Raw genomic sequence first — 25,121 nt, 5'->3', positions numbered from 1 at the left:
GTCCCCGAGTGAGGAGTGGGATGAAGATCATCGACGTGGTTCCGTGGCTGGTCGGGTCCGATGGCACGGGATGGGGCGAGTACCTGTTCGTGGAGGTGCGCACGGACGAGGGGATCAGCGGCTGGGGCGAGATCACCACGACCACGCCCACGGCCAACCGTGGCATCGCGGCAATGGTCAGGCAGGTGAAGGACCTGCTCGCGGGCGACGACCCGGCGCGTATCGAGGACACCTGGCACAAGGTCTTCCGGGCCTTCACCTACATGGGCAGCCGCGGAGCGGGCACGAACGTCACGAGCGCGATCGACATCGCGCTGTGGGACATCCGCGGCAAGGTCCTCGGCCTGCCGGTCTTCGACCTGCTCGGCGGCCGGGTCCGGGACCACCTGCTGATCTACACGCACCCGAACCAGCGCCGGTTCGGCACCCGGGAGGGGGTGGTCGAGGAGATCCGCGCGATCGTCGACTCCGGCCACACCGGCATCAAGTTCGACCCGTTCCCCCACCAACCCGGGGTGCCGCTGGCCGACGACCGCTACCTCGGGGGCGGGATGAGCCGCGCCGAGGAGCGGCAGGCCATGGAGTTGACCGCGCTCATCCGGGAGACGGCCGGCCCCGACGTCGAACTCCTCATCGATGCGCACGGCCGGTTCGACGTGCCCACCGCGATCCGGCTGGGCCAGGCACTGGACGAGGTCGGCGACATCCACTGGTACGAGGAGCCGGTGCCGCCGGAGAGCTACCATGCCCTCCAGCAGGTGCGCGAGCGTGTGCGCGTGCCGATCTCGGTCGGTGAACGCCTGCACACCCGGTGGGACTTCGTCCCGATCCTGGAGAAGGGGCTTGCCGACTTCGTCATGCCCGACGTGACCTGGACCGGCGGAATCTCGGAGCTGAAGAAGATCGCCACGATGGCCGAGGCCTACTACGTGCCGGTCTCGCCGCACGACGCGGCGGGCCCGGTCAACCTCGTGGCAGGCGGGCACGTGATGGCGACGGTGCCGAACTTCTACCGGATCGAGTCGAGCAGGCACGACCTGAGCGGCTACAACCAGTTCCTGACCACGCCTCTGGACAACAGCGGCGGTCTGCTCAGACTCCCCTCGGGACCAGGGCTGGGGCTCGACTTCGACACGGACCACATGCGCGCGAACGCACGGGACGGGTTCCACGGCTGATCCGGGAGTTGGCTACGACGGGGGCCGACGCTCCTGATCGTCAGCAGCGCTGCCCCGCACCCGGCGTCACATATTGTCCGTCACTTGGAGAAGCCGGCGGTCATCCCGGCCTGCAGGTGCCGCCGCCCGATCACGTACAGCGCGAGGATCGGCATTGTCGCGAGCACGACGGACGCCAGCACTGCGGGGACGTTGATCCCGTACTCGCCCTGGAACGCCCAGAGCGCGAGCGGGAGCACCCGCAGCTCGGAGCTCTGGGTGAGTACGAGCGGCAGCAGGAACGCGTTCCACACCTGCAGGCCCTGGTAGATCGACACCGTGATGAGTGCCGGTCGGGTCAGCGGGAACGCCAGCCGCCACATCGAGGCCCACTCGCTGGCCCCGTCCATCCGCATCGACTCGAACAGCTCGTTCGGCACGTCACGGATGAAGTTGGCCAGGATCAGCACCGTCAGCGGGATGGCGAACGCGATCGAGGGCAGGATCAGCGCGAGATGGCTGTCGTAGAGGCTCAGCCGGATGATGATCAGGTAGACCGGGATGATCACGGCCTGCAGCGGGAAGGCCAGCCCCATCAGGAAGACGGTGTTGGTGAACCGCAGGAACCGGCCGCGGCCGCCGCGGACGATCGCGAACGCCGCCATGAACGAGACCAGCACCGCGGGCACCGTCGCGCCGATGGTCACGATCACGGAGTTCGCGAAGTACCTCATGAAGTCGGCCTCGAGCACCGCCTGGTAGTTCTCCAGGGTCGGCTCGGCGGGCAGCATCGGGTTGCTCGTGTAGTAGGCCGACTGCGGTTTGAAGCTCGTGATGACGACCCAGTAGATCGGGATGATGATGATCGCGAGCAGCAGGAAGCTCGCGACGCCCGCGAGGTAGTTGGGCCGCTCCGCGGTCACGGAGCGCCGTTGCGGCGGCTGCGCCTTCCGCGGAACGGGGACGGACGCCGCCGGGCGTGTGTCGGCGGTGGCGCTGGTCGGTGCGGCCACGTCAGGCCCCTTCCATCCGGCTCTCGTTCGCGTCCTTGCCGCCAACGCGCTGGATGCCCATTGCGAGCAGCACCGCGACCACGACGATGATCAGCGCGATCACGCTCGCCGGGCCCATCATGTTGCCGCGGAACCCCCGCAGGTACATGTCGAGCGCCAGCACCCGGGTGGCGTCGCTCGGGCCCCCCAGGGTGAGCACGAAGATCAGGTCGAACAGCGTCATCGACCCCGCCACGATCAGTGTCGAAGACGTGATCAACGTGTACTTCAGCTGTGGCAGCGTGATCGAGAAGAACTGCCGCACCCGCCCGGCGCCGTCGATCCGGGCCGCCTCGTAGAGCGACGCAGGGATCTGGCGCACCGCGCCCTGGTAGATCAGCGAGTGGAACGGGATGAACTGCCAGGAGATGACGAAGACCACGGTGGCGATCGCCAGCACGGGGTCGCCCAGCCAGTTCTGCACCAGCAACGGGACCCCGAGCGAGGCACCGAGACCGAAGTTGGGGTCCAGCAGCGCCTTGTACGTGATCGCGATCGCCGCCGAGCTCAGCAGCAGAGGGGTGAAGTACAGCACCGCGAGCACCGCGCGGTAGCGCTGCCCGCCCGCGAGGAACACGCCCACGAGGATGCTCATCGGGGTCTGTACCAGCCAGGACAGGGCCATGATCAGGAACGTGACGCCGAGCGCGTGCACCAGGGCGGGGTCGGCGAGCACCGACACCCAGTTGTCGAACCCGGTGGGCGTGATCTCGCCGATGCCGTTCCAGCTGGTGAAGCTCAGTACGAGAACGCCGATGAGCGGGATGATCCCGAACGCCGTGAAGAACAGCAGCGCCGGCAGCACCAGCCAGGTGAGCGACCCGTGCTGCCGGGCACCGATCGAACCGCTGGTCACGAGGAGGGGACCGCGTTCATGTTGGTGGCGAACTGCTCCGGGGTGATCGACAGCGAGAACAGCTGCTCGATGTTGTTGAGCATCACGTCGGCGGGGCCGGGCAGCAGCGCCTGATCCCAGGAGTGCACCCACGACTGCGCCTGGGTGGCCGAGTCGTAGACGAACTTCTGGAACTGCGCGTCGGGTCCGGAGAACCTGCTGTCGACGCCGTTGACGATCGGTACGGCGCCGCTGGCGACCCATCCGTCGATGTCGGCGTCGGTGAGCAGACCGTTGGCGAAGTAGTCCCGGGCGATGGCCTTCTGCTCCTCGGAGGCCTGGGAGGACAGCGACAGGAACGAGGCCGGGTTGCCGACCCCGGTGCTCGGGTCACCCGCGCCGCCCTCGATCGCCGGGAACTGGGTCCAGCCGAGCTTGCCGCTCGAGACGAAGTCGCCGCCCTCCTCCTTCATCGAGCCGTAGGTCCAGGCGCCGTGCAGCATCATCGCGGCCCGGCCCTGGTGCAGCAGCGCCTGGTCGGCGTTGGCGTCGGCGGCGATCGACTGGAAGCCGTTGACGAACCCGCCGGCCCGGACGAGGTCCTGCACCTTCGTCAGGCCGGCGATCGCGGCCGGGTTCGACCAGGCGTTCGGCTCGCCCGCCGCGATGGCGTCGAAGACCTCGGCGCCGCCCTGGCGGTCGAACAGGAACTCCAGCCACATCATGTTGGTCCAGCGGGACTGCCCGGCGAGCGAGAACGGCGCAACACCGGCGTTGTTGAACACCGGCACGAGCGCCATGAGCTCGCCCCACGTGGTGGGCGGCTGTGCGCCGACCCGCTCGAACAGCTCCTTGTTGTAGTACATGACGATCGGCGACACCTGCTCGCACGGCACCGCGTAGATCCGCCCGTCGACCGTCGCCGCGTCGAAGGAGGTCTCGAAGCGCTTCGACTTGGCCTCGGGGTTCTGGGCGAACCAGTCGGTGAGATCGTCCACCTGGCCGTTGCGCACGTAGTCGCGCAGGCCACCGCCGCCCCACGTCCAGATGACCGTGGGCGCCTGGTTCGCGCCGACCGCGGTACGGATCCGGGTCTTGTACGCGTCGTTCTCGAAGAACGTGGCCGCGAGCTGACCGTCGGGGTGCGCGGCGTTGAAGGCGTCGACCGAGGCTTTGCGGAGGCCTTCCTGAGGCTGGCCGGTGAGGTACCAGATGCTGGCCTCACCAGCGGCAACCTGGCCCGGGCCAGTGGTTCCGCAGGAGGCCAGCGCGCTCGCACCGATCGGTGCGGCCATCGCCAGAGCCAGGAACGAACGTCGGGAAACCCGCTTCTGATCCACGTTGATCTCCGTTGCTGCGGGCCGCCTCGTTCCGGCCTCTCGAGAGGGGCCGTCGGACGACAGTGTCGGAAACTTTCGAAACAGCGATGTGCGGACCGGACCATAGTGAGAGCGCGATCACAGCGTCAAGAGTCGACCTTCCGGACAAGTTTTCCTCGAAATTCTCGACGACCGTTGCCGAGGCCGAGCCCCTGCGGGCAGCCTGGGCAGGACCCGCAGGGGCTCAGGAAGCTCGTCCGCGGTGGGCGGCGTGGTCTGGGCCTGGCTGTCATCCCCGGCACGCCGGCGAGGGCAGGCCTGGGCGGCATGGCCGCCGCGATCAGGACGGCGCCGACCTGGGAGCGGCCCAGACCGGCGAGCTCGGCGACTGGCCAGTCCTGCGTCCACTCCGGGCGCGGGCGGCGGCGGGCGACCGAGAGCAGCAGCCGGCACCGCTGATCGGCCGTTGCCAGACGGCCGGCCGCCGACCGTAGGTCGTTGAGCAGCGCCGCCGGGATCTGGCAAGCGACGGAGACGAGGAGCGCGGCCCGCTCGCCGCCATCGAGGATGTGCCTCACATGATCGCTGTGGTCGTCACTCCAACGGTTTCGCCGTGCTCGGCATTACCGCCGCACGGCGTGGGAGGCAGAGACTGTGCCGCGACCCGGATACGTCCGCAGAGACGGGGAGATGCCACGTCAGGACGGTCGTGGGCCGGGGGGATCGCGTCGGTTTCGTCATTGTCCGGTATGGGTGGAGCAAATGTGGAGCGCGGCATTGCGCCGAACTGGCCTGCGCGACGCTGAGATGCGTTGTACTGCACCACGCCAAGCAGCGAATTCTCTGTTTTCTCAGGTCAGCGCGACCTGTTGACCGTACTGGGGGTCAATGGGTCGCAGGTTCAGATCCTGTCGTCCCGACGGCATGATGGGCGGTTCCCTTTCGTCGGGGGAGCCGCCCATCAGCATTTCTACCTGCGGGAATGTGGATGCCAGGATAGCTGCGACTCGCACTCCGAATGATCTGGAGCGCGCGGCTCCGGGGACCAACTGAGGACCGCGGTCCGTTCTGCCGCGAGGGAACCGGCGTCCGCCCGGACGATCGCATCGGCGCGGTGCTCGCGGCCGTGCGGCGCAACGGCACCTGCTGGGTGGGTGGCACCGCCTGGCGCGGGCGTCGCTTCATGTGCATCGCCGACTCGAACGCGGCAACGGAGCCCAAGATCGACTGCTCGTGGCCGTGCTCCGAGCAGTCGATCTTGTCCGATGTGTGGGTTAACATCGCCTCTCGCAACGGCGCGAGCAGGGGGTACGAGCGATGAGGCTGCGGCAGCGGTTGCTGGTGGCGAGCGGATTGGTGCTGGCATGCACGGTGGCCACCGCCTGTAGCGAGGGCGACCCAGTCAGCACCGACCGTGGCGGCGAGCCCGGCGCCGGCGTCAAGACCATCGGGCTGATGGTCCAGGATCTGTCCAACCCGTTCTTCCAGTCGATGGCCAACGGCGTGCAGACCGGGGCGGAGAAGATCGGCGCCACCGTCAACGTGCAGGACGGGCGGCAGGACCTCGGCGCCCAGAACGAGCAGATCGACGCGTTCATCCAGCAGCAGACCGACGTGCTGCTGATCAACGCTGTCGACTCCGACGGTATCGGGCCAGCGGTCGAGCGGGCCAAGGCGGCCGGGATCAAGGTGGTCGCGGTCGACGTCGCCGCACGTGGTGCCGAGGCGCAGGTCACCCTGGACAACACCGCGGCCGGCAACCTCGCCTGCACCTACCTGGCCGACCAGATCGGCGGCGCAGGCAACATACTGTTGATCAACGGCACGCCGATCTCGTCGGTGCAGGACCGGGTCACCGGCTGCAAGCAGGCGCTGCAGGGCTACCCGCAGATCACGATCGTCGCCGAGCAGAACGGCGACAACGGGCGCGCGGAGGCGTTGACGATCGCCACCGACATGCTCACCGCACACCCGGACGTGAAGGGCGTATTCGGGATCAACGACCCGACGGCGTTGGGTGCCACCCTCGCCGCGCAGCAGGCCGGCCTTGGTGGCCTGGTGATCGTCGGCGTCGACGCATCCCCGGAGGCGGTGGCCGAGCTGCAGAAGCCCGACTCGATGTTCCGCGCGACCGCGGCCCAGGACCCCAACACCCAGGGCGCGATCGCGCTGGAGATGGCCCAGAAGCTGTTCGCGGGCGAGGCCCTGGAGGAGCAGTCCGTGCTCGTGCCCACCGAGATGATCACCCGGGAGAACCTGGCGCAGTACAAGGGCTGGCAGTAGGCCCGATGACCGCCCTGGTCGTCATGAAGGGCGTCACCAAGTCCTTCGGTGGCGTCCCCGCCCTACGCGGCGTCGACTTCGACCTGCGCGCCGGTGAGGTCCACGCCCTCATGGGGGAGAACGGCGCCGGCAAGTCGACGCTGATGAAGGTGCTCGCGGGTGTCCACGCCCCGGACGCAGGCACGATCCGGATCGACGGGGAGCCGGTCACGGTCTCGTCCCCGATCGAGGCGGCCGCGCTCGGGATCGCGATCATCCACCAGGAGCTCAACACCGTCCCCGACATGACGGTGGCCGAGAACCTGGCGCTGGGCGCCGAACCGCGCACGCGCTGGGGCGGCCTCGACCGCAGGCGGGTGCTGCGCGACGCCACCGACAAGCTGGCCCGCGTCCGCGCCGATATCGACCCCCGGCTGCCGATGCGCCGGCTGTCCGTCGGACACCAGCAGATGGTCGAGATCGCCCGCGCCCTCGCCGAGGACGCTCGGATCCTCGTGCTCGACGAGCCCACCGCGGCGCTGTCGGACCGGGAGGCGCGGCAGCTCTTCAGCCTGATCGACGAGATGCGGGCCGCCGGGATGGGGCTGGTCTACATCAGCCACCGGATGGAGGAGGTCTGGCAGCTCGCCGACCGGGTCACCGTTTTCCGCGACGGCCGCTCGGTCGGCACCAGCGAGAAGGCCGACATCACTCCGGAGCGGGTGGTCACCCAGATGATCGGGCGCAACGTCGAGGAGCTCTACGTCCACGACGACCGCACGCCCGGCGAGGTCGTGCTCCGCGTCGAGGGCCTCACCGACGGCGCCGGGATCGGGCCCGTCGACCTGCAGCTACGGGCCGGCGAGGTGGTAGGGATGGTCGGCCTGATCGGCGCGGGCCGCACCGAGATCGCCCGGATGATCTACGGCGCCGACCGCGCCCGGGGCGGCACCGTCGAGCTGGACGGCACGCTCCTGGACAACCGCTCTCCCGCCACCAGCATCCGCGACGGCATCGGGCTGCTCCCGGAGAGCCGCAAGGAACAGGCGCTGTTCCCGCTGATGTCGATCCGCGACAACCTCGTGGTCTCCGCGCTCGGCGGGCTCTCCCGGCTCGGGGTCCTGCGCCGCCGCGCCATCGGGGGCGCCGCCCGCCACCAGATGGACGCCCTGCGCATCCGCACCGCGCCGTGGCAGGACGTGGGGCACCTGTCCGGCGGCAACCAGCAGAAGGTGGTGCTCGGCCGCTGGCTCACCGTCGGCCCGCGCGTACTGATCCTCGACGAGCCCACCCGCGGCGTCGACATCGGCGCCAAGTACGAGATCTACCGGATCATCAATGAGCAGGTCGGGCACGGCGTCGCCGTGCTCGTGGTCTCCTCCGACCTTCCCGAGGCGCTCGGCATCAGCGACCGGGTGCTGGTGGTGCGCGGCGGCCGGATAGTCGCCGAGCTCGACCGGTCGGAGGCCACCGAGGAGGCCGTGATGCTGCACGCCACCGGGGTGGCCGGGTCCGACACAGAGGCGAGCAGCGACCAGAACGGAGGCACCCCCGCATGACCCGGACCGTCCCGACGGGCACGTCCGCGCTCGAGAAGTCCGGGCGCACCCGGCCCAGCTTCGGTCAGGTATGGGACCGCTACGGCATCATCATCGTGCTGCTCGCAATGGTCGCCCTCATGGCGGTGATCGCGCCCAACTTCTGGAGTCTCAGCAACGGCTTCAACGTCGCCCGCGCCGTCTCGATCAACGCGGTGCTGGCCGCCGGCATGACGCTCGTGATCCTCACCGGCGGCATCGACCTGTCGGTCGGGTCGATCATCGGCGTTGCCGGGGTGACGTCCGTGCTGCTGTGGAACGGCGGCACGCCCGCCCTCGTCGCCGTGCTCGGCGGGATCCTGGTCGGTGCAGCAGCCGGGATGCTCAACGGCCTGCTCGTGGCCTACCTCGCGCTGCCCGCGTTCATCGTGACGCTCGGGGCGCTCACCTACCTGCGCGGCACCGCCTACGCCCTCACCGACGGCCAGCCGTTGATCGCCGAGGGCCAGCTGGGCTTCCGCCTCCTCGGCAACGGCAACATCGCCGCGATCCCCTCGCCGGTGGTGGTCATGGTGATCACCTACCTGGCCGTGTGGTTCATCCTCGAACGCACCACGTTCGGCCGGCACGTCTACGCCGTGGGCGGCAACGTCGAGGCCGCTCGCCTCGCGGGCATCAAGGTCAAGCGCGTGCTGCTCAAGGTCTACCTGCTCGCCGGGCTCACGGCCGGCCTCGCCGGCGTCATGTTCGCTGCCCGCGTCGAGTCCGGCCAACCCCGCGCAGGCGAGGGCTACGAGCTCGACGCGATCGCCGCGGTCGTCCTCGGCGGCACCTCGCTCTTCGGCGGCCGCGGCCGGATCCACGGCACGTTCGTGGGCGCGCTCATCATCGGCGTCCTCAGCAACGGGCTCGTCCTGATGAACGTGCCGTTCTTCACCCAGCTCATCATCAAGGGCGCAGTGATCATCGTCGCCGTCGCCCTGGACAGCCTGAAGAACTGGCGCCGCTAGGACGCAGCGGAGCGGCGCAGGCGATCAGCGGGACAGAAGAAGGTGCCCCGTGACCAGGTATGACAGGGCTTGCTGAGGGCCATGTCCGCCGGGTCCCGCAGCGTCCGGGCGACGGATTGCTCGTCGTGGTCATGCTGCCTGGGCCACCGCGGCGCCGGTCGGCGGGGCCGCTGGGTTCGAGCGCGCCCGCCCGTAGAGGAGCAGCGCCAGCCCGCCGAGGATCGCCACCACGCCGAGCGCGACGAAGCCTGGCAGGTACGAGCCCGTCGCCGCGCGCAACTGCCCGACAACGAACCCGGCGACGATGCCGCCGCCGCCCGCGCCGATGCCGTTGATGATCCCCGTGGCTGGGCCGACGAGATGCGGGGGCAGGTCGGTCACCGCGATCGCCCACAGGTTCGACGTGTATGTCGCGGTGAAGTAGCCCATGCCGACGCAGATCATCAGCAGGGTGGCGACAGGACTGCCGACAAGCGGCAGGAGGCCGACGAACGCGCCTCCCACGAGCAGCCCGGACGAGGCGATGATCACGCGCTTCCCGGTGCGGTCGCTGATCGCCATCATCGGGACGGTCAGGACGAGCGAGAGCACGTACGGCAGGGCCGCGAGCAGGCCCCGGCTGCCGCCGGTGAATCCGAGCGACTCGATGACCAGCGGGATCCACAGTGTGATGCCCCAGAAAAGCATCCCGTTCGCGAAGTAGCTGAACACCAGCAGCAGGAAACGCCGACCACCGAAGTCGGAGTAGCGGATGTGCCTGCTGGTGCCCGGTTCTCGTGGGGGCACCGCGGGAGCGGCCCCCGCGGGCGCCGACCGCAGGAAGGCGACGTAGAGCGGGACCACGAGCCCGAGGCCGGCCAGGCCGGTGATCCAGAACAGGGGGCGCCACCCCAGCGCGTCGTAGAGCGGGGTGAGCAGGAAGAAGCCGAGCGCCAGCGCGGTGTACTGGCCGTAGTACTGGATGATCGCGCTGCCCTTACTCATCTCGCGCTCGGTGAACCACGCCTTGGCCACGCGGAACTGCTGGGGCCAGTAGATCCCCTCGGCGAATCCGAGGACGACGCGCAGCGCGATCAACAGCCCGATCGAGTCGACGAACCCGGCGAGCAACGTGCACGTCGAGAACACCGCGACCGTGACGACCAGAGTGAGCTTCGGGTCGATCCGGTAGGTGAGGAAGCCGCCCAGCAGGTTGGCGGCGAGGTAGCCGAACAGGAATGCCGTAAGCACCCAGCTGGACGTGTCGGCGAACGACGGTCCTGCGAAGCCCATGTCCTGGGACAGCTCCGGCAGGGCAATCGACAGGTTGGACCGGTCGAGATAGGCCACGAACAGCCCGAACATGAGGATGGCGCCGATGCGCCACCACTTGGACGATCCCACGGCGCGCTCCTCTGCGGCTCGGGTGACGGGTGATGGGGGAGCGGGAGGGACGGGACGTGTGGTCACGGCCGGTGCCGCTCGATCACGGAGCGGTCGATCTCGATACCGAGGCCCGGGCCCTCGGGCACGGTCATGGCGGGCCCGCAGGCAAGGTCGGACAGCTCGTCGCGGAAGACGTTGGGGGCTTGGTCGAGCTCCAGGTGCGGGCGTTCGCGTGCCATCGACGGGACGGCAGTGGGGAGGGCCGTCATCAGGTGCATCCCCGCGGCCACCGTGATCGACGAGCCCCACACGTGCGGCATGGTCGGGATTCCGTGCGCGCTGGCCATGCCCGCGATGAGCAGCGTCTCGCGGATGCCCCCGCAGGCCGTCGCGTCGGGCTGGAGGATGTCGACGGGCCGGCGGGCGAGGAAGTCGCGGAAGCCCCAGCGGGTGTACTCGGACTCGCCGCCGGCGATCGGGACGTCGAGCGCGGCGCGGACGTCGGCGTAGGCGCCGAGATCCTCTGGCAGCACCGGCTCCTCGAAGAACCAGAGGTCATCCTCGGCGAGCGCCCGGCCGAACCGGATCGCCTCCGTGGCGGTGAAACCGCGGTTGGCGTCCACCGCGAGCCGCACGTCCGGGCCGAGGGCGGCGCGGACCCGGCGAACCCGCCGGACATCCTCGTCGACGGGTCGACCGCCGACCTTCATCTTGAACGCGGTGTAGCCCTCGGCGAGCAGGTGCGCTGCCTCGCCTTCGAGGTCGCCGTTCCACGGGCCGGCGTAGTAGAAGGCGGAGGCGTACGCGGAGAAGGCGGCGGGTGCCGATCCGCCCAGCAGGCGGTACACCGGCATGCCGGCGAGTTTCCCGGCGATGTCCCAGAGCGCGATCTCCAGCCCGGAGATCGCCGCGATCGAGACGCCCTTGCGCCCCCATTCGCGGTTGCGGTTGTACATCGTCTCCCACAGCGCGACCTGCTCGCCCGCGTCGCGCCCGATGAGCAGCGGCGCGTAGACGGACTCGATCAGCGCGCGGTTCGCCTCGGCCGGTCCGAAGCACTCACCCCATCCGGTGACGCCCTCATCGGTGACGACCTCGACCAGGCAACTGGCCCGGACGTCCCAGAGCCACTGCGACATCCCGAACGGCTGGTCCAGGCGCTGGACCACGACGTGCGGGACGACGGCGGTGATCTTCATGCGGGTCCCTTCTCGGTTCGACGCGAGGCTCAGGCGGTCGCGACCGTCAGTGTCGGCGCGGGGTCGGCGCGGCCGATGGGGGCGCGGGTCATGGTCAACGCGACCGTGGTGCCCAGCAGGAGGAAGACTCCGGCGACGATGAACGCCGCCGTGTAGCTGTGGGTGATCTGCACGACGTATCCGGTGACGATCGGCGCGGCGAGGCCGAAGACGTTGCCGCCGACCATGGCGATGCTGTTGGCCCGGCCGGCGAGCCGGGGCGAGCGCAGCAGGTCGGCCAGCAACGCGAGGTTCATCGACACCGCGCTGGACACGCACGTCAGGGAGACGCTGATCAGCACGAGCAGCACCGCCAACGAGCTGACGAACGGCGTGAGGAGCACGACGGAGGAGACCAGGAGGAAGCCGGCAACCACGAGCCTGCGCCGTCCGGTGGCCCGCGCCTCCGTGTTCATCATGCGGTCGACGACCACGCCGAGCGCGATCCCGAGCACCATTGCCACGACGTAGGGGATCGCGGTGAACGCTCCGGACCGCAGCACCGACAGCCCGCGTGCCTGCTCCAGGTATCCGGGCAGCCAGGTGAGGAACATGTACTGGGTGTAGACGGCGGCCGACTGGATCAGCGCGACGCCCCACATACTGCGGTGCCGCAGCAGTTCGCGCACGCCGACGCGGGGGCCGTCGGATGGCGGGGGAGACTCCTGGGCAAGGCCGCGCTCGGAGAGGATCTTCTCCCGCTCGCCTGCGCCGAGCCACTTCGCCTGCGCGGGGTCACGGAACCAGACGAGCCATGCTGCGAGCCAGACGAAGCCGAGACCGCCGAGCACGCCGAACGCCGTGCGCCAGCCGTACGCGGTCACCAGGGCCGCGGCGACGATGGAGCCCAGGGCCGGGCCGGCGTAGGCCCCCGAGTTGTAGGTGGCGACGACGCGGCCCCGCTCGTCCGCGGGCGCCCATTCCTGGACGACCCGGCCGGCCGCGGGATAGGTCGTGGACTCGCCGACGCCCATCAGCAGCCGGGCACCCACGAGCGTGCCGAACCCTCTGACGACGCCGGTGAGCACGGTGGCGGCGGACCACACGGCGATGCTGATCGCGTTGGTCCACCGAGTGCCCAGCCGGTCGGTGAGGATCCCCGCCGGGATCAGACAGAGCAGGTAGGTCCACAGGAACGTGGACAGCAGCACGCCCACCTGGCCGGGGGTGAGCCCGAACTCCTGGGAGATCGGGGTGGCCGCCACCGACAGCGCGGAGCGGTCCATGTAGTTGATCGCGACCAGCAGGAACAGCAGGCCGTAGACCAACCACCTGCGCCGGGACGTCTTCATGGGTGAACCTCTTCGTTCGCTGGGTGCGGGGTCAGCCGCAGAGATCGACCGTGGTCGTCGGCTCTGCCTTGCCGGGTAGCCACGCACGGACGGCGGCCCGCAGCTCGGAGTGGGCGACGACCTCGCCGTCGCGCAAGCTGAGAAGGCGGTCGTGGCCGGGCACGAGCACCAGGGACGGGTCCGCACTCAGCATCTCGCGGACCTTCACGATGCTCCGGCGACTCTCGCCCGCATCGAGCGTCATGTCCGTGTCACCGGTCATGAGCTCGTACTCGTTCTTGACGGCGTCGCCGGTGAACAGCACCGGACCGTCCGACGTGGCGACGTGGTACGCGAAGTGGCCGGGCGTGTGGCCCGGCGTCGCGACGGCGTGCACCTGCGGGAGCGGCTCGCCGCCGTCCTCGACCCGGAGCACGTGGTCGGTGGCCGCGAGCCATTCGACGTGGAACTCGGGTAGTTCCCAGGTGCCGATCGGCTGGGCCGCGGCCCACGCCAGGTCCGGGCGCGGGACGACGACGCGGGCCTCGGGGAACAATGTGAAGTTGCAGATGTGGTCCCAGTGGCAGTGGGTGAGGACGACAGCGGTGACATCCGACCTCCGGATACCGCGCTCCTCGAGCTGCGCCAGCAGCGGTGCCCGGTACCCGTAGCCGCCGGTATCGACGAGCACTGTCTCCCCGTGTCCCCGTAGCAGGGCGACCGTGCTCCAGCCCAGGCCGCCGTGGCATGTGCTGCGTCCGGGAAAACCCTGGAACAGGATGTCCAGCTCGTACATCGCGTGCCTCCTCGCGTCAGGGGGTCGTCGGTTCTGCTTTGCCTGCTGGGGTCCCGGACGGCGCGCTGGCGTCGACGCCGTGCTCGGCGAGCGTGCGCAGGACCGCGGGCACGCCGGCGGTGGGTCGGACCTCCAGCACCTCGTAGTGCGCGAGGCCCGCGGTGACGAACGGGTCGGCCGCCGCGATCCGTTCGATCTCGGTGCGGTCACCGTCCGCGGCGAGGATGAACCCGCCCACGCGCGGCACACGCCTGCCGGCGACGAGGAACCGCCCGGCCGCGCAGTGTTCGTCGATCCACGCGCGGTGCCCCGCCTGCATGGCGTCGACCTCGCTGAGTGGAGCGCGGTACGTGGGAAGCAGGAGAAACAACGAGGACCTCACGATCGTGCGAGCAGGAGGACGGGGTGCGTGCTACCAGCGCGGCAGCAGGACCGGTGGGCCGCCCGGTTCGTGCCACGACAGGAACCGGGCGGTCTGTTGGCGGCGTTCATGCAGCTCAGCGAGCGGGTGGCGCAACTACGGACTGGCGATGCAGCAGCTGACTGGGGACGACGTGCGGTTCAGCGGCCACCGGCTTGCCATCGACGAGATCGAGCACCAGCTCGGCCGCGAGCCTCCCCATGGCCTCGACCGGCTGCCGGACGACGGTGATGGGGGGCGGGTAGAACGCCATCCAGGGCGCATCGGTGAATCCGACGACGGACAGGTCCTGCGGACAGGTGCGGCCTTCGTCCCGCATCCCGGCGAGGATCCCCTCGGTTACGGGGCCGTTGAAGCCGATGGCGGCCGTGATGTCGGGGTGGGCGCGGAGCGCCTCGGTGAACGCCGCGCGGGCACCGGGACCGGTCTGGTCCGTGTAGTGGACGAGCGGTTCGCCGCCGGCGGCGCGCATCGCCTCGCGGTGGCCCAACTCCCGCCGCTTCGTGGTGGAGGCCGCCTCGGGCCCGAGGACCGCCACGATCCGGCGGTGGCCGGCGTCGAGGAGCGCACGGGTGGCGTCCCTCATCGCCTCGTGCTCGTTGGTGACGACCGAGGGGACCTCGAGCTCGGGGAGCGTGCGGCTCACGAGCACGGAGCCGCCCAGACCGGTCAGGTCTTCGGTGGTCAGCGTGCTGTGGACGGCAGGCGCGACGAGCAGTCCGCTGGGCCGATACGAGGTCAGGAGTTCCAGCTGCTGCCGCTCGGTGGCGGGGTCGTCATCGGAGTTGAGCAGCATCAGCGTCAGGCCGCGACCGCGAAAGACGGTCTCGATCGACTTGTGCAGCGTGGCGTAGAAGGGGTTGGTGATGTCGGTGATCAGAAGGCCGACCATCGGCGTCCTGGTCGCGCGGAGGCTTCGGCCCACCGCGTTGGGGCGGTAGCCAACCGCATGGACGGCCGCAAGGACCTTCGCTCTGGTCTCCGCGCTCACGTAGCCGGTGCCCCGCAGGACACGTGACACCGTCTGTGCGCTCACTCCTGCGTGAGCGGCGACCGTCTTCACGGTGGCGCCCGCGACACCGCCGGTTAACGTTGCCATATGTTAACGTTGACACAACGTTAGTCCCGGGGCAAGCGAACGGTGGGTCCCGAGTGCGGTGTGGCCGCGGCCGTTGGTTGCAGGTGTGAAGCCAGGTCGGGAAGGCGCTGGCGCGTTCGTTGTGCGGGGCGCTGTTGACACTTGCAAACTGGTCCGGGCTCGCACGGGTAACTCCGAGGCGGCCAGCACTCGGGACAGACACGGTCCACCGCCGTGCGCGGTGACGCCGGAGCCCTCGTGACGGCCGCTGCGATCAACAACCTCGATCCCGTGTTGGCTTCGGAGGCCGGACGCGCCGACCGGATCACCTACCGGTCGACGTCCCTGGCGGGCGAGAGCATTGAGGTCAGCGCCTCGTTGCTCACCCCCAAGGGGCAGGCCCCGGAAGGCGGCTGGCCGGTGGTGTCATGGGCCCACACCACGCTCTACCGCACACTTGTCGCTCGGACCGAGAGCGCTCCTGAGCATGTCGAGGTGCGAGGCTCTACTTCGCCGGCGACGAGTACATCGACGACGACGTCGCCCGGGACCGTGAAGGACGACGATGAGCATGCGGCCAAGCGCCGATTGTGACGGCCGGCGGGCCGGGCGGAGCGTGTGAAGGCCCCTCCGGCCCACCGGAGTTGCGAGAGGTCCTACGCCTTCGCGGCGCGCGGGTCGACCACCGGGCCGGAGTGGCGGAGGTGCTTGCGCGCCTCCAGCTCCTCGGGCTCGACGAAGGTCAGCATCTCCTCGCCGGTTTTACAGACCATGACGACAACGAACTTGACCCAGGTGTCACCCGGGTTCGCAGCCTGGTAGTGGATCCGATCGCCACCGGGTTCCCAGATGGCGTCGCCGGGCCGCATGAGAACCGGAGCGTCACCTTCGAGTTCGAAGAGCATCTCGCCTTCGAGCATGTACCCGTAGACGGGGCCGGAGTGACGGTGGGCCGGGGTTCCCGGGTTGTTCGGCGGGATCGAGACGGTCACGGTCATCAGATGACCGTCTGCGGGCAGCTCCGTCATGGGGTGCTGGTCCAGGACGTCGACCTTGGTGCCGTTGATCTCCATCATGTGTTGTGCTTCCTGCCTTTCACTTCGATTCGTGCTGCGGTGTCGCAGCACCGGGACCGCGCCGCGTGCGCGGTGTCAGGGGCGGCCTCGATGGCCTCGGTCGGCCTGGTCACCTACGGGTTGGGGGCTGACGGGGCCACGGGTGAGGTCACCCGCGCAGCCGTGTGAAGGCCTCGCGCCACGTCGGGTGGGCGGGCGTCCAGCCCGCCGCCCAGGCCTTCGCATTGGAGACGGCACGGCCGACGGCGGCACCCTGCGGCAGCGGCACCGTCTGCGGGGCGGGTGCGCTGATGCCGGCCGCGTAGATCGGCAGCCACTCGGTCGCGGGGGCGGGCTCGTCGTCGACGATGTTGTAGATGCCGTCGGGCCAGCCGACGGACTGCGCCGCGGCCGCCACCGCGTCGTCGATGTGCACGAACGAGGTGATCGTGGCGGTCGCGGGATACCGCCCAGCGGTCACCGCGGCCGCGATCTGCCCGCCGGGCGCGTACCAGGTCCCGGGGCCGTAGAGCATGCCGTAGCGCAGGATGGTTGCGTGCTTGAGGCGCTGCACCAGATCCTCCATGACGGCGACGGGGTGGCCCGGGATGAGGGGCTCCTCTTCGGTGGCAGGCGCGTCGCCGTCGGAGTAGGCCCACGTGATGCTCTGAACACTCATCCGCTCGACACCCGCAGCCTCGGCCGCCGCGACGAGGTTCGCCGTGCCGTCACGGCGGAGCCGGGCATTGGCCTCCCGGTCGTTCTCGCTCAGGTCCGTGAGCTGGTGCATGACGAGTTCGGGTGCCGCATCGGCGACCGCGGCGGCGACCTGCTCCGCGTCGTAGACGTCGAAAACGACGCCGCGGGCCCCGAGATCGTTCAGTCGCGCGAGCCGGTCCTCGCGCCGTGTCGTCGCTGTTACCTCGTGGCCCGCGGCGACCAGCGCGGGAATGAGCCGGCTTCCGATCACGCCGGTTCCTCCGGCTAGGAAGATTCGCATGCCCTATTGACGATGCAGCCGACGAGAATGTGAGGCGCCTGACGATCCGGCACCCTGTTCCGTCGTAGTGTAAAAGGGGTGATCACATGACTGACCAGGAGATTGACGCCGAGGTGATCGGTGAGCGGAGGTACCTGCTGTCGCTGGCGTTCCGCATGCTGGGCACCGTTGCCGAGGCGGAGGACGCCGTCCAGGAGACCTACATCCGCTGGTACCGGATGAGCCAGGCCCAGCGTGACGCCGTGGAGGTTCCGCGTGCCTGGCTCACCCGGGTCGCGAGCCGCGTGTGCCTCGACGTGCTGGGCTCGGCCCGGGTGCGGCGGGAGCGCTACGTCGGCCCGTGGTTGCCCGAACCGGTGCCCGTTCTCGCGTTCACCGATCCGGCGGTGGACGACCCGGCGGACCGGGTCACCCTGGACGACTCGGTCAGCATGGCCCTGCTCGTGGTGCTGGAGTCCATGACCCCGGCCGAGCGGGTCGCGTTCGTGCTGCACGACGTTTTTGCGGTGACGTTCAGCGAGATCGCCGAGGTCGTGGGGCGCACGCCTGCGGCGTGTCGCCAGCTCGCCAGCTCTGCACGGCAGCGAGTGCACGGCGCTCGGGACGCCCCGGTCCCTCGCGCAGCGCACGACGCTGCAGTGCGCGCGTTCGCCGCGGCCGCGCGAGCCGGTGATCTCGCCGGGCTCGTCGCAGTGCTGGATCCGGACGTGGTCCTCCGCTCCGACGGTGGTGGCATCGTGACCGCAGCCCGCAATCCGGTCCGAAGCGCCGACAAGGTGGCCCGGTTCCTCCTCGGCGTGCTGGAGAAGAACCCGACAGCCGAGGTCCTCGACCAGGAGACGCCGGACGGTCTCGGTTTCGCCCTGTGGATCGAGGGCCGGGTGACCGCCGTCGTGACGATGGACGTCACCGGGGGCCGGGTGACGGACGTCCGCATGGTCGTCAACCCGGAAAAGCTGACGCTCTGGAACTGAGCCTGACGAAATCCGCAGCTGCGTCGTCCTTCCGGCAAGGCCCCTGAGGGAGAAGGACTCCATGACCCAGCAAGCAGGCATCGCCCAGTCCGAGGCCGACTATCGTCGCATCGGCATCCGCCCGGACGTCGTCGCGGAGTGGGAGGACGGCGCCCGCACAGACGGGCGCCGTGGGACCTTGCAGCGACGACACGGTGTTCCAGCAGCACCGGCCGGCGCTGCTCGGGCTGGCCTATCGCATGCTCGGCAGCCTCGCCGACGCCGAGGACGTCGTCCAGGAGGCCTGGCTTCGCTGGTACGGAGTTGACCGGGCGAGCATCGGGGCACCCCGCCAGTTCCTGATCACCGTGGTGTCCCGGCTGGCGATCGACCGCATCCGATCGGTGAACCGCCGTCGCGAGACCTATGTCGGTCCGTGGCTGCCCGAACCCGTGCACACCGCGGTGTCGACGCTGGAGCCGGCCGAGACAGCAGCCCAACGCGACACGCTGTCCCTGGCCACGCTACGGCTTCTGCAGAGCCTTTCCCCGCCCGAGCGGGCGGTGTTCGTCCTGCGGGAGGCCTTCGAACTGCCGTACGCGGAGATCGGTGAGATCCTCGGGCTCTCCGAGGCCTATTCCCGACAGCTGCATCGACGTGGCTCGAAACGCCTCGCGGCGGGTACGCATCGCTTCACCGCGGACCCGGCCACTCATCGCAACCTCGTGGAACGTTTCCTCGCAGCGGCACGTACGGGCGACCGCGCAGCCCTGCAGTCGCTGCTGGCTCGAGATGTGACGTTGTGGGCCGACGGAGGCGGGAAGGTGCGGGCTGCACTGCAGCCGATCCTCGGCGCCGATCGGGTCACCCGGCTGCTGGGTGTGACCATCGCCAAGCATTCCGAAGTCGACTTCCGGATCGTCGAGATCAACGGTGACCCCGCGCTGCTCATCCGCCTGAGCGAGCAGTGGCAGATCTGCTCATTCGAGATCACCGGTGACGGCCTGATCTCCGGTATCCAATGGATGTCCAATCCGGACAAGCTCCAGCGGCTCACACTCGACGTCGACCGAGTTGCCGACCAGGACCGCTGAGTCCATCGCGGAGTGGGGAGGATGGTGTCGCACACCGGGTTACCTGCCCTTCAGGGGAAGCAGGACCTCCAATTCTCCCAAGGTCTGTGCGGAGCTCGAGCCCGCGCGTCCACAGCAAGCGCCGCCGCTCTCGCCGCCAGCGGCGGCCACCACCGATGCGTTCCACCGCGTAGGTGAATTCGACGTACTCGGCCGCGCCCACACCGCGCTCCACGTCGTGTGGGTATCAGGACGCCGCGGTCCCTACCGACCGGCCGCCTCGGCCACGACCGGGTTGGAGAGCGCCCCGAGGCCTTCGACCTCAACGGTGATCGTGTTGCCGGGTTGTACCGGCCTCACCCCTTCCGGTGTGCCGCTGAGGATGACGTCGCCCGGTTCGAGTGTGGTGAACCGAGTGATGTACTCGATGAGGAAAGGGATCGGGAAGATCAGGTCCTTGGTGCGGCCGTCCTGGCGGCGTTCGCCGTCGACGGTGCAGGACACCCCGACGTCGGTGGGGTCGTACTCGGTCTCCACCCACGGGCCGATGGGGCAGAAGGTGTCGAAGCCCTTGCCCCGCGTCCATTGGCCGTCGGATTTCTGGATGTCGCGGGCGGTGATGTCGTTACCGCAGGTGTAGCCGCCGATGACGTCCCAGGCGTCGGCCGCCGCAACCGACCGGGCCTGCTTCCCGATGACGAGCACCAGTTCGGCCTCGGGATCAAGTCGCCCGGAGATCCGGGGATAGACGACCTCATCGCCCGGTCCGATCACCGCCGCCGGCGGTTTGAGGAACAGCAGTGGCTCGTCGGGCACCTTGTTGCCGAATTCCTCCGCGTGGGACCGGTAGTTGCGCCCGACGCAGAGCACGGTGCGAGGAGTGACCGGAGCCCGTAGCGTCACCTCGTGAATTGCGCCGACCGTACGCCCGGTGGAGCGTAGGTCCACGAAGGGCGTTCCCTCAGCTGCGAACACGATTCCATCGGAGAGAACCCCCCACGAGGGGGATCCTGTTGTCTCATAGCGAACGATTTTCACGGGATGTCCTTTCGTCTTGTCAGCAGTTGTTGTAGGCGTTGGTCCACAGCACGCCCTCGGCGGGATCGCTCTCGCTGGTAGTGATCTCGACATCGCGCATGGTGGCGAGAGTGGTTCGTACGGCCTCTGCCTGGAAACAGCCGTCCTGCGACAGCGCGGGCATCAGCGCGTCGAGCGTCTGGTGGATGACCGCGACATTGTCGGTTGACATCCGGTCGACGATCTCCGTAGCAGCGGCGGCCGGGTCCGCTGAGACCTGCTTCATGGCCATGTTCAGCGCCCGACTGAAGGCGCGTGCCGGCTCCGGGTTGTCCTGCGCCCATTGCCGGTTGGCCGCGAATCCGGTGTAGACGAACTCGGAGAACAGCGGCACGTCGCCTGCGGCGCCGTCGATGAGGAGGGTGCCGAAACCCTCGGCCTGCGCGACGTACGGCGTCGGAGGGGAGAGCTGGTAAGCGTCGATCTGGCGGGTCTCGAGAGCCGCTAGCAGCGAGGCGCCGTCCCCGATCGCGATGATCTCTGCATCCCGCTCGGGGTCGAGACCGGCCTGGCGCAGGTAGTAGCGCATGTACTTGTCGGTGGCCGCGCCCGGCGAGGTCACGCCGAGCCGCATGCCCTTGAGCGCGGCATAGCGCTCCTCGATGGGAGACTCCCGGCTCACTCCGCGCTCCCGCGCCATGTCCGGGTTCATCACCAGTGCGAAGGTGACGCGTCCGACGAGGTTGTGCACCATGACGAGGCTGTCCTCGCCCTCCGCGGCGAGCGTGGTGAGGTCGTCGAACCCCATGTCCGCGTACTGGGCGCTACCCGAGACCACGGCTGCGACGCCGTCCACGCCGCTCTGCAACTCGACGATCTCGACGTCGAGCCCCTCTCGCTCGAAGATTCCCTGCCGGTCGGCGACATACAGCGAGGCGAGGAACGCGCTCGGCAGCGAGGTCACTGTGATCCTCGTGAGATCGCCCGAACTGGTGTCACCCCCGCAGGCCGCGACCGGTAGCAGCAGCGCCAGTGCGCCCAAGATCGCGGACTGCCGTAGTCCTCTCACGGTCTCTCCTTGTGGCTCGGGTCGGTCGCTGGTCTCGCACGGGACGGCTCATCGGCCCCCGGTCGTGGGGGGCACGTCGATCTCTTGCTGCCAGCGCAGCGCGTTGCGCAGCGGGCGCAGCATGAGGTTCATCAGCAGCACGATCGCGCTGAGTGAGAGCACCCCGGCGATGACGCCGGCGGTGGAGAAGGTCGAGGCGGCCTCCCGGGTGAGGTAGCCGAGTCCACGGTTCGACGAGATGAACTCGCCGGTCACCGCACCGATCATCGCTGCGGGCAACGTGATCCGCAGGGCGGCCAGGATGAACGGGGTTGCGCTCGGCAGCATGACCGTTCGCAGCTGGTCACGGTTGGACGCGCCCATCACCCGCGTGACGTCGAGCAGTCCTTGTGGGACCTGCTGGAACCCGGCGACGGTGTTGATGAAGACGATGAAGAAGACGAAGTACGCGGCGATGAGGATCTTCGGGGCCATGCCGATCCCGAACCAGAGGATGAACACCGGACCCATGGCGACGGCGGGGACGGAGTAAGCCACGAGGAAATACGGCTCAACGATCCGGTAGGCGAGCCGCACCATCCCCAGCGGCCAGGCGACCAAGACGGCCGCGACCGCACCGAGCAGGTAGCCGAAGAACGCTGCCGTCACCGTGAACCGGCCGTGGTACCAGAGCTCACCGTTCGCAGCCCACTCGGCCAGCGTCTGGGCCACCGCTGACGGAGAGCTGATGTAGAAGGGCCGGAGCAGTGTCCCGGACGCGAGTTCCCACCCGACGAGCACGACGACAACGATGCCCAGGCGAGTCGCCATGAGGAACCGTCGGTGGGCGCGGCGGGCGGCCAGGTGATCGAGGCGAGTCTTGGCGAGCACCGTGACGCCTGTGGAGCTGATGGTGTCGTTGGCCGGTGCGCTCATCGCACTCCCTCGCTACGCTCGGTCGGCGCTGCGCGCAGGCACTGTGATGATGATTCGCTCGCAAGCTCGCTCATCCGTGGACCCTGGTGGTCTGCCACGGCAAGACATGGGCCTCGAACAACCGCAGCAGTGCGTTCGCGGTCATCACCACCGCGGCGATGATCAGGATGCCGGCAAAAACCGTCTCGATGTCGAATGCGCGGGAAGCGCGTGCGACCAGGTAGCCCAGCCCCTGGGTCGATGCCACGAACTCGGAGAGCACCGCGCCCTCGATCGCCCTGGTGAAGGTGATCCGGATACTGGCAACGACGGCGGGCGCCGCGGACGGCAGGACGATCTTGAGCAGGAGGTCACGCCGGCTCGCTCCGAACACCCGACAGACCTGGAGCAGACCAGGACTCACCTCGCGGATCCCGGTGACGGCGTTGACGAAGACGATGAAGTAGACGAGCAGCGCGGCCATGATGATCTTCGGTGTATAGCCCAGCCCGAACCACAGGATGAACAACGGCGCCAACGCGATCTTCGGGATCGAGTAGAAGCCGATGAGGAAGGGCTCGAACACCTCGTATCCGCGCCGGGTCTGGGCCAGGGTGAATGCGCTCAGCAGGCCGAGCCCGGCGCCGATCAGGAAGCCGAGTCCGGCCTCGGTCAGGGTGACCATGAGGTGCTCGATGATCTCACCTTCCGCGATGAGCTCACCGATCCGCGCGGCGATCGCGGCCGGATCGCTCACATAGCGGGGACTGACCAGGTATTCGATACCGAACTGCCAGAACAGCAGGATCGTGAGGCCGAGGCCGGCGGTGCCGAGCCAGAGCCGGGCACGCTCGCGGTGCCGGCGGCGGCGCTCGGCTTCGGCCGCCCTGGCCAGGACATCCTTTCCTCGATCCGTCCCGCGGTCCGCCGGTGCGACGTCGATGCTCACGTCGCGCCCCGTCCCCGCGCCTTCTCGATCTCCACGCGAATGTCGCCCCACAGCGCGTCGTGCAATTCACTGAACCCCGGCGTCTCATGGATCCGGAACGGGTCGCGAGGACGAGGCAGGTCGACGCGGTACTCGCGCTTGATCGTCCCCGGGTTGCTGGTGAACACCAGGATCCGGTCGCTCAGCGCGATCGCCTCGACGAGGTCGTGCGTCACGAACAGTACGGTCGGGTGAGAGCGCTCCCACAGCTTGAGCAGCTCGGCTTGCAGGATCACCCTGGTCTGCGCGTCGAGCGGGCCGAAAGGTTCGTCCATCAGCACGACGGCGCTCTCGTAGACCAGAGTGCGGATGATCCCGGCGCGTTTGCGCATGCCGCCGGACAGCTCGTGCGGGTAGTGGTCCTCGAATCCGCCCAGCCCGACGAGTTGGATGAAGTCATCGGCGCGCCGGCGGCGTTCGCCGCGTTCCACCCCCTGCAGTTCGAGACTCAGTTCGACGTTGCCCCGCAACGAGCGCCATGGCAGCAGGTTGTCGTCCTGGGTGATGTAGCCGACCGATGTGTTGATGCCGCGCACCGGGGAGCCGTGGTGGGCGACCGTGCCTTCCGAAGGATTCGACAGGCCGGCGAGGAGGTTGAGACAGGTGGATTTCCCGCAGCCGGACGGGCCGACCAGGCTGATGAATTCGCCGGGTTTCGCGTCGAACGTGACGTCCTGCAGGGCCAGCACCGGATCACTCCCGCGGCCCCTGGCGACGAATGCCTTGTAGACGTGGTCGAACTGGACGGCGCTGGTCGTTCCGGTCCGCGACTCTGCGGTCTGCATCCTGGCTCCTCGTCAGACGCTGGCATCCGATCGGGCGTGGTGGGACGTGAGATCGATATCCACCGCGAGGGGCATGCCGCTACCCAGGCCGTTGAGAACCGGCAGAGGAGCGCGCTGTCGCCGAGCACCTGGTGGTGGTCTTCATGCGGTGACCTCGGCGCCCGGCTGGTCGAGGGGCACATCGACGAGCGTGCGGACGGTGTCGCCCACCGAGCGTTTGTGCCAGAGCGCGAGTTTCGCCGCGCGCTTGGCATCCCGGGCGTGCAGCGCGGCCATGATCCCCTCGTGCTCGGACTGGGAGCGTGCCAGCCGCTCGGGGACCATCCGGAACACTCGCTGGAACCCGGAGTGACGCTGCCAGATGTCCATGGTGAGCTCGCGGAGCATCTCGTTGCCGCAGGCGGCGACGATGGTCTCGTGGAACTCGTGGTTGAGGTCGGAGAAGCGCGGTCCGTCATGTGCCTGGACCGCGTCGCGCATCTGCACCATCAACGCGTCGAGCGCCTCCAGTTCCGTGGCGGTGATCCGTTCCGCTGCGAGCCCGGTGGCAATGCTCTCCAGATGTCCACGGATGAAGTAGGTCTCCTCGATCTCACGTTGGGTCAATGTGGTCACTCGCGCGCCGCGGTAGGGGACCATCTCGACCAAACCGTCACGTTCCAGCATCCGTAGTGCCTCGCGGACGGGGATGTCGCTGGACTCGTACTGATTGGCAAGTTCGCGGAGCACCAGTCGCGTCCCGGACCCGAGCTCGTTTCGCAGGATCCGCTCGCGCAGCGCGCGGTAGATGGTCTGCGACTTCAGGTCAGACACGGCGGCGCCTACCGCGAGCACGAAGGGTCCGTCGGCCGACAGCCGTGGTCGAGCCGGTTGACGGGAGAGTCCTCTCGGTGATCGAAGCGGAAGGACCGTCCGTGCTGCCGGCCCGGCTTGCGCATGCGGTGA

The 25,121-nt window shown here is 68.9% G+C and carries 24 protein-coding genes and 1 pseudogene; 7 read left to right on the top strand and 18 right to left on the bottom strand.

The window, feature by feature from the left end; genetic code table 11:
• Positions 1-20 precede the first annotated feature (20 nt).
• Positions 21-1,178: a mandelate racemase/muconate lactonizing enzyme family protein gene (locus tag AC5L35_RS27080; protein ID WP_495062525.1), complete on the top strand. Its 1,158-nt coding sequence runs from the start codon at positions 21-23 to the stop codon at positions 1,176-1,178.
• Between the two features lie 80 nt (positions 1,179-1,258).
• Here AC5L35_RS27080 and AC5L35_RS27075 read toward each other — a convergent pair whose 3' ends face one another.
• The 3 genes from AC5L35_RS27075 to AC5L35_RS27065 form a co-directional block, all read right to left on the bottom strand.
• On the bottom strand, positions 1,259-2,080 hold the full coding sequence (locus AC5L35_RS27075; protein ID WP_495062594.1) for a carbohydrate ABC transporter permease: 822 nt from the start codon (positions 2,078-2,080) through the stop codon (positions 1,259-1,261).
• 91 nt (positions 2,081-2,171) lie between these two features.
• Positions 2,172-3,065, bottom strand: a complete 894-nt coding sequence (locus AC5L35_RS27070) for a carbohydrate ABC transporter permease (RefSeq protein WP_495062524.1) — start codon at positions 3,063-3,065, stop codon at positions 2,172-2,174.
• Entirely contained in the window at positions 3,062-4,384 is a 1,323-nt protein-coding gene (locus AC5L35_RS27065) for an extracellular solute-binding protein (protein WP_495062523.1), read from the bottom strand. Before AC5L35_RS27065 ends, AC5L35_RS27070 begins: the two co-directional genes overlap by 4 nt.
• Before the next feature lie 1,296 nt (positions 4,385-5,680).
• Between AC5L35_RS27065 and AC5L35_RS27060 the strand changes: the two genes are divergently transcribed.
• From AC5L35_RS27060 to AC5L35_RS27050, 3 genes are read left to right on the top strand one after another with little or no spacing between them, the layout of a single operon-like run.
• Positions 5,681-6,646 (top strand): ABC transporter substrate-binding protein, encoded by a 966-nt coding sequence (locus AC5L35_RS27060; RefSeq protein ID WP_495062522.1) that lies wholly within the window; start codon positions 5,681-5,683, stop codon positions 6,644-6,646.
• A 5-nt stretch (positions 6,647-6,651) separates the two neighbouring features.
• A complete protein-coding gene (locus AC5L35_RS27055) occupies positions 6,652-8,184 on the top strand; it encodes a sugar ABC transporter ATP-binding protein (RefSeq protein WP_495062521.1) in 1,533 nt (510 codons plus the stop codon).
• Positions 8,181-9,173: an ABC transporter permease subunit gene (locus AC5L35_RS27050; RefSeq protein ID WP_495062520.1), complete on the top strand. Its 993-nt coding sequence runs from the start codon at positions 8,181-8,183 to the stop codon at positions 9,171-9,173. The genes AC5L35_RS27055 and AC5L35_RS27050 overlap by 4 nt, the downstream gene beginning before the upstream one ends.
• 129 nt (positions 9,174-9,302) lie before the next feature.
• Here AC5L35_RS27050 and AC5L35_RS27045 read toward each other — a convergent pair whose 3' ends face one another.
• From AC5L35_RS27045 to AC5L35_RS27015, 7 genes and pseudogenes are all read right to left on the bottom strand, one after another.
• Positions 9,303-10,556 (bottom strand): MFS transporter, encoded by a 1,254-nt coding sequence (locus tag AC5L35_RS27045; protein WP_495062519.1) that lies wholly within the window; start codon positions 10,554-10,556, stop codon positions 9,303-9,305.
• Positions 10,557-10,618: 62 nt separating this feature from the next.
• Positions 10,619-11,737 (bottom strand): mandelate racemase/muconate lactonizing enzyme family protein, encoded by a 1,119-nt coding sequence (locus AC5L35_RS27040; RefSeq protein ID WP_495062518.1) that lies wholly within the window; start codon positions 11,735-11,737, stop codon positions 10,619-10,621.
• A gap of 29 nt (positions 11,738-11,766) precedes the next feature.
• Complete coding sequence (locus AC5L35_RS27035) at positions 11,767-13,068, bottom strand: MFS transporter (protein ID WP_495062517.1); 1,302 nt, start codon at positions 13,066-13,068, stop codon at positions 11,767-11,769.
• Between the two features lie 31 nt (positions 13,069-13,099).
• Positions 13,100-13,843, bottom strand: coding sequence for an MBL fold metallo-hydrolase (locus AC5L35_RS27030; protein ID WP_495062516.1), 744 nt, complete (start codon positions 13,841-13,843; stop codon positions 13,100-13,102).
• A gap of 16 nt (positions 13,844-13,859) precedes the next feature.
• A complete protein-coding gene (locus tag AC5L35_RS27025) occupies positions 13,860-14,213 on the bottom strand; it encodes a YciI family protein (RefSeq protein WP_495062515.1) in 354 nt (117 codons plus the stop codon).
• 127 nt (positions 14,214-14,340) lie between these two features.
• Positions 14,341-15,156, bottom strand: a complete 816-nt coding sequence (locus AC5L35_RS27020) for a LacI family DNA-binding transcriptional regulator (RefSeq protein ID WP_495062593.1) — start codon at positions 15,154-15,156, stop codon at positions 14,341-14,343.
• A 48-nt stretch (positions 15,157-15,204) separates the two neighbouring features.
• A pseudogene (locus tag AC5L35_RS27015) lies at positions 15,205-15,363 on the bottom strand (LacI family DNA-binding transcriptional regulator); the annotation flags it as partial.
• Between the two features lie 237 nt (positions 15,364-15,600).
• Here AC5L35_RS27015 and AC5L35_RS27010 point away from each other — a divergent pair.
• The gene (locus tag AC5L35_RS27010) at positions 15,601-15,936 is read left to right on the top strand and encodes a hypothetical protein (RefSeq protein ID WP_495062514.1); all 336 of its coding nucleotides are present in this window, start codon (positions 15,601-15,603) and stop codon (positions 15,934-15,936) included.
• Positions 15,937-15,998: 62 nt separating this feature from the next.
• Here the strand turns inward: AC5L35_RS27010 and AC5L35_RS27005 are convergent, their stop codons facing one another.
• Positions 15,999-16,418 carry a cupin domain-containing protein gene (locus AC5L35_RS27005; RefSeq protein WP_495062513.1) on the bottom strand — a complete coding sequence of 140 codons (420 nt, stop codon included), beginning with the start codon at positions 16,416-16,418 and terminating at the stop codon, positions 15,999-16,001.
• Positions 16,419-16,566: 148 nt separating this feature from the next.
• On the bottom strand, positions 16,567-17,397 hold the full coding sequence (locus AC5L35_RS27000; protein WP_495062512.1) for an NAD-dependent epimerase/dehydratase family protein: 831 nt from the start codon (positions 17,395-17,397) through the stop codon (positions 16,567-16,569).
• An 86-nt stretch (positions 17,398-17,483) separates the two neighbouring features.
• Between AC5L35_RS27000 and sigJ the strand changes: the two genes are divergently transcribed.
• Positions 17,484-18,371: an RNA polymerase sigma factor SigJ gene (gene sigJ / locus AC5L35_RS26995; RefSeq protein WP_495062511.1), complete on the top strand. Its 888-nt coding sequence runs from the start codon at positions 17,484-17,486 to the stop codon at positions 18,369-18,371.
• A gap of 170 nt (positions 18,372-18,541) precedes the next feature.
• The gene (locus AC5L35_RS26990; protein WP_495062510.1) at positions 18,542-19,444 is read left to right on the top strand and encodes an RNA polymerase sigma-70 factor; all 903 of its coding nucleotides are present in this window, start codon (positions 18,542-18,544) and stop codon (positions 19,442-19,444) included.
• Between the two features lie 243 nt (positions 19,445-19,687).
• On the opposite strand, the gene AC5L35_RS26985 is transcribed toward AC5L35_RS26990, so the two are convergent.
• From AC5L35_RS26985 to AC5L35_RS26960, 6 genes are all read right to left on the bottom strand, one after another.
• On the bottom strand, positions 19,688-20,554 hold the full coding sequence (locus AC5L35_RS26985) for a fumarylacetoacetate hydrolase family protein (RefSeq protein WP_495062509.1): 867 nt from the start codon (positions 20,552-20,554) through the stop codon (positions 19,688-19,690).
• Positions 20,481-21,509, bottom strand: a complete 1,029-nt coding sequence (locus tag AC5L35_RS26980; protein ID WP_495062508.1) for an ABC transporter substrate-binding protein — start codon at positions 21,507-21,509, stop codon at positions 20,481-20,483. Before AC5L35_RS26980 ends, AC5L35_RS26985 begins: the two co-directional genes overlap by 74 nt.
• A 48-nt stretch (positions 21,510-21,557) precedes the next feature.
• Entirely contained in the window at positions 21,558-22,424 is an 867-nt protein-coding gene (locus tag AC5L35_RS26975; protein WP_495062507.1) for an ABC transporter permease, read from the bottom strand.
• 70 nt (positions 22,425-22,494) lie between these two features.
• Positions 22,495-23,352 carry an ABC transporter permease gene (locus tag AC5L35_RS26970; RefSeq protein WP_495062506.1) on the bottom strand — a complete coding sequence of 286 codons (858 nt, stop codon included), beginning with the start codon at positions 23,350-23,352 and terminating at the stop codon, positions 22,495-22,497.
• Positions 23,349-24,080 carry an ABC transporter ATP-binding protein gene (locus AC5L35_RS26965; RefSeq protein WP_495062505.1) on the bottom strand — a complete coding sequence of 244 codons (732 nt, stop codon included), beginning with the start codon at positions 24,078-24,080 and terminating at the stop codon, positions 23,349-23,351. Before AC5L35_RS26965 ends, AC5L35_RS26970 begins: the two co-directional genes overlap by 4 nt.
• A 237-nt stretch (positions 24,081-24,317) precedes the next feature.
• Positions 24,318-24,989 (bottom strand): GntR family transcriptional regulator, encoded by a 672-nt coding sequence (locus AC5L35_RS26960; protein ID WP_495062504.1) that lies wholly within the window; start codon positions 24,987-24,989, stop codon positions 24,318-24,320.
• Between the last annotated feature and the right edge of the window lie 132 nt (positions 24,990-25,121).

The organism is Pseudonocardia sp. OZ21, from assembly GCF_059359135.1.
The sequence above is the reverse complement of the archived record's forward strand: the minus strand, read 5'-3'. Positions and strand labels throughout refer to the sequence as shown.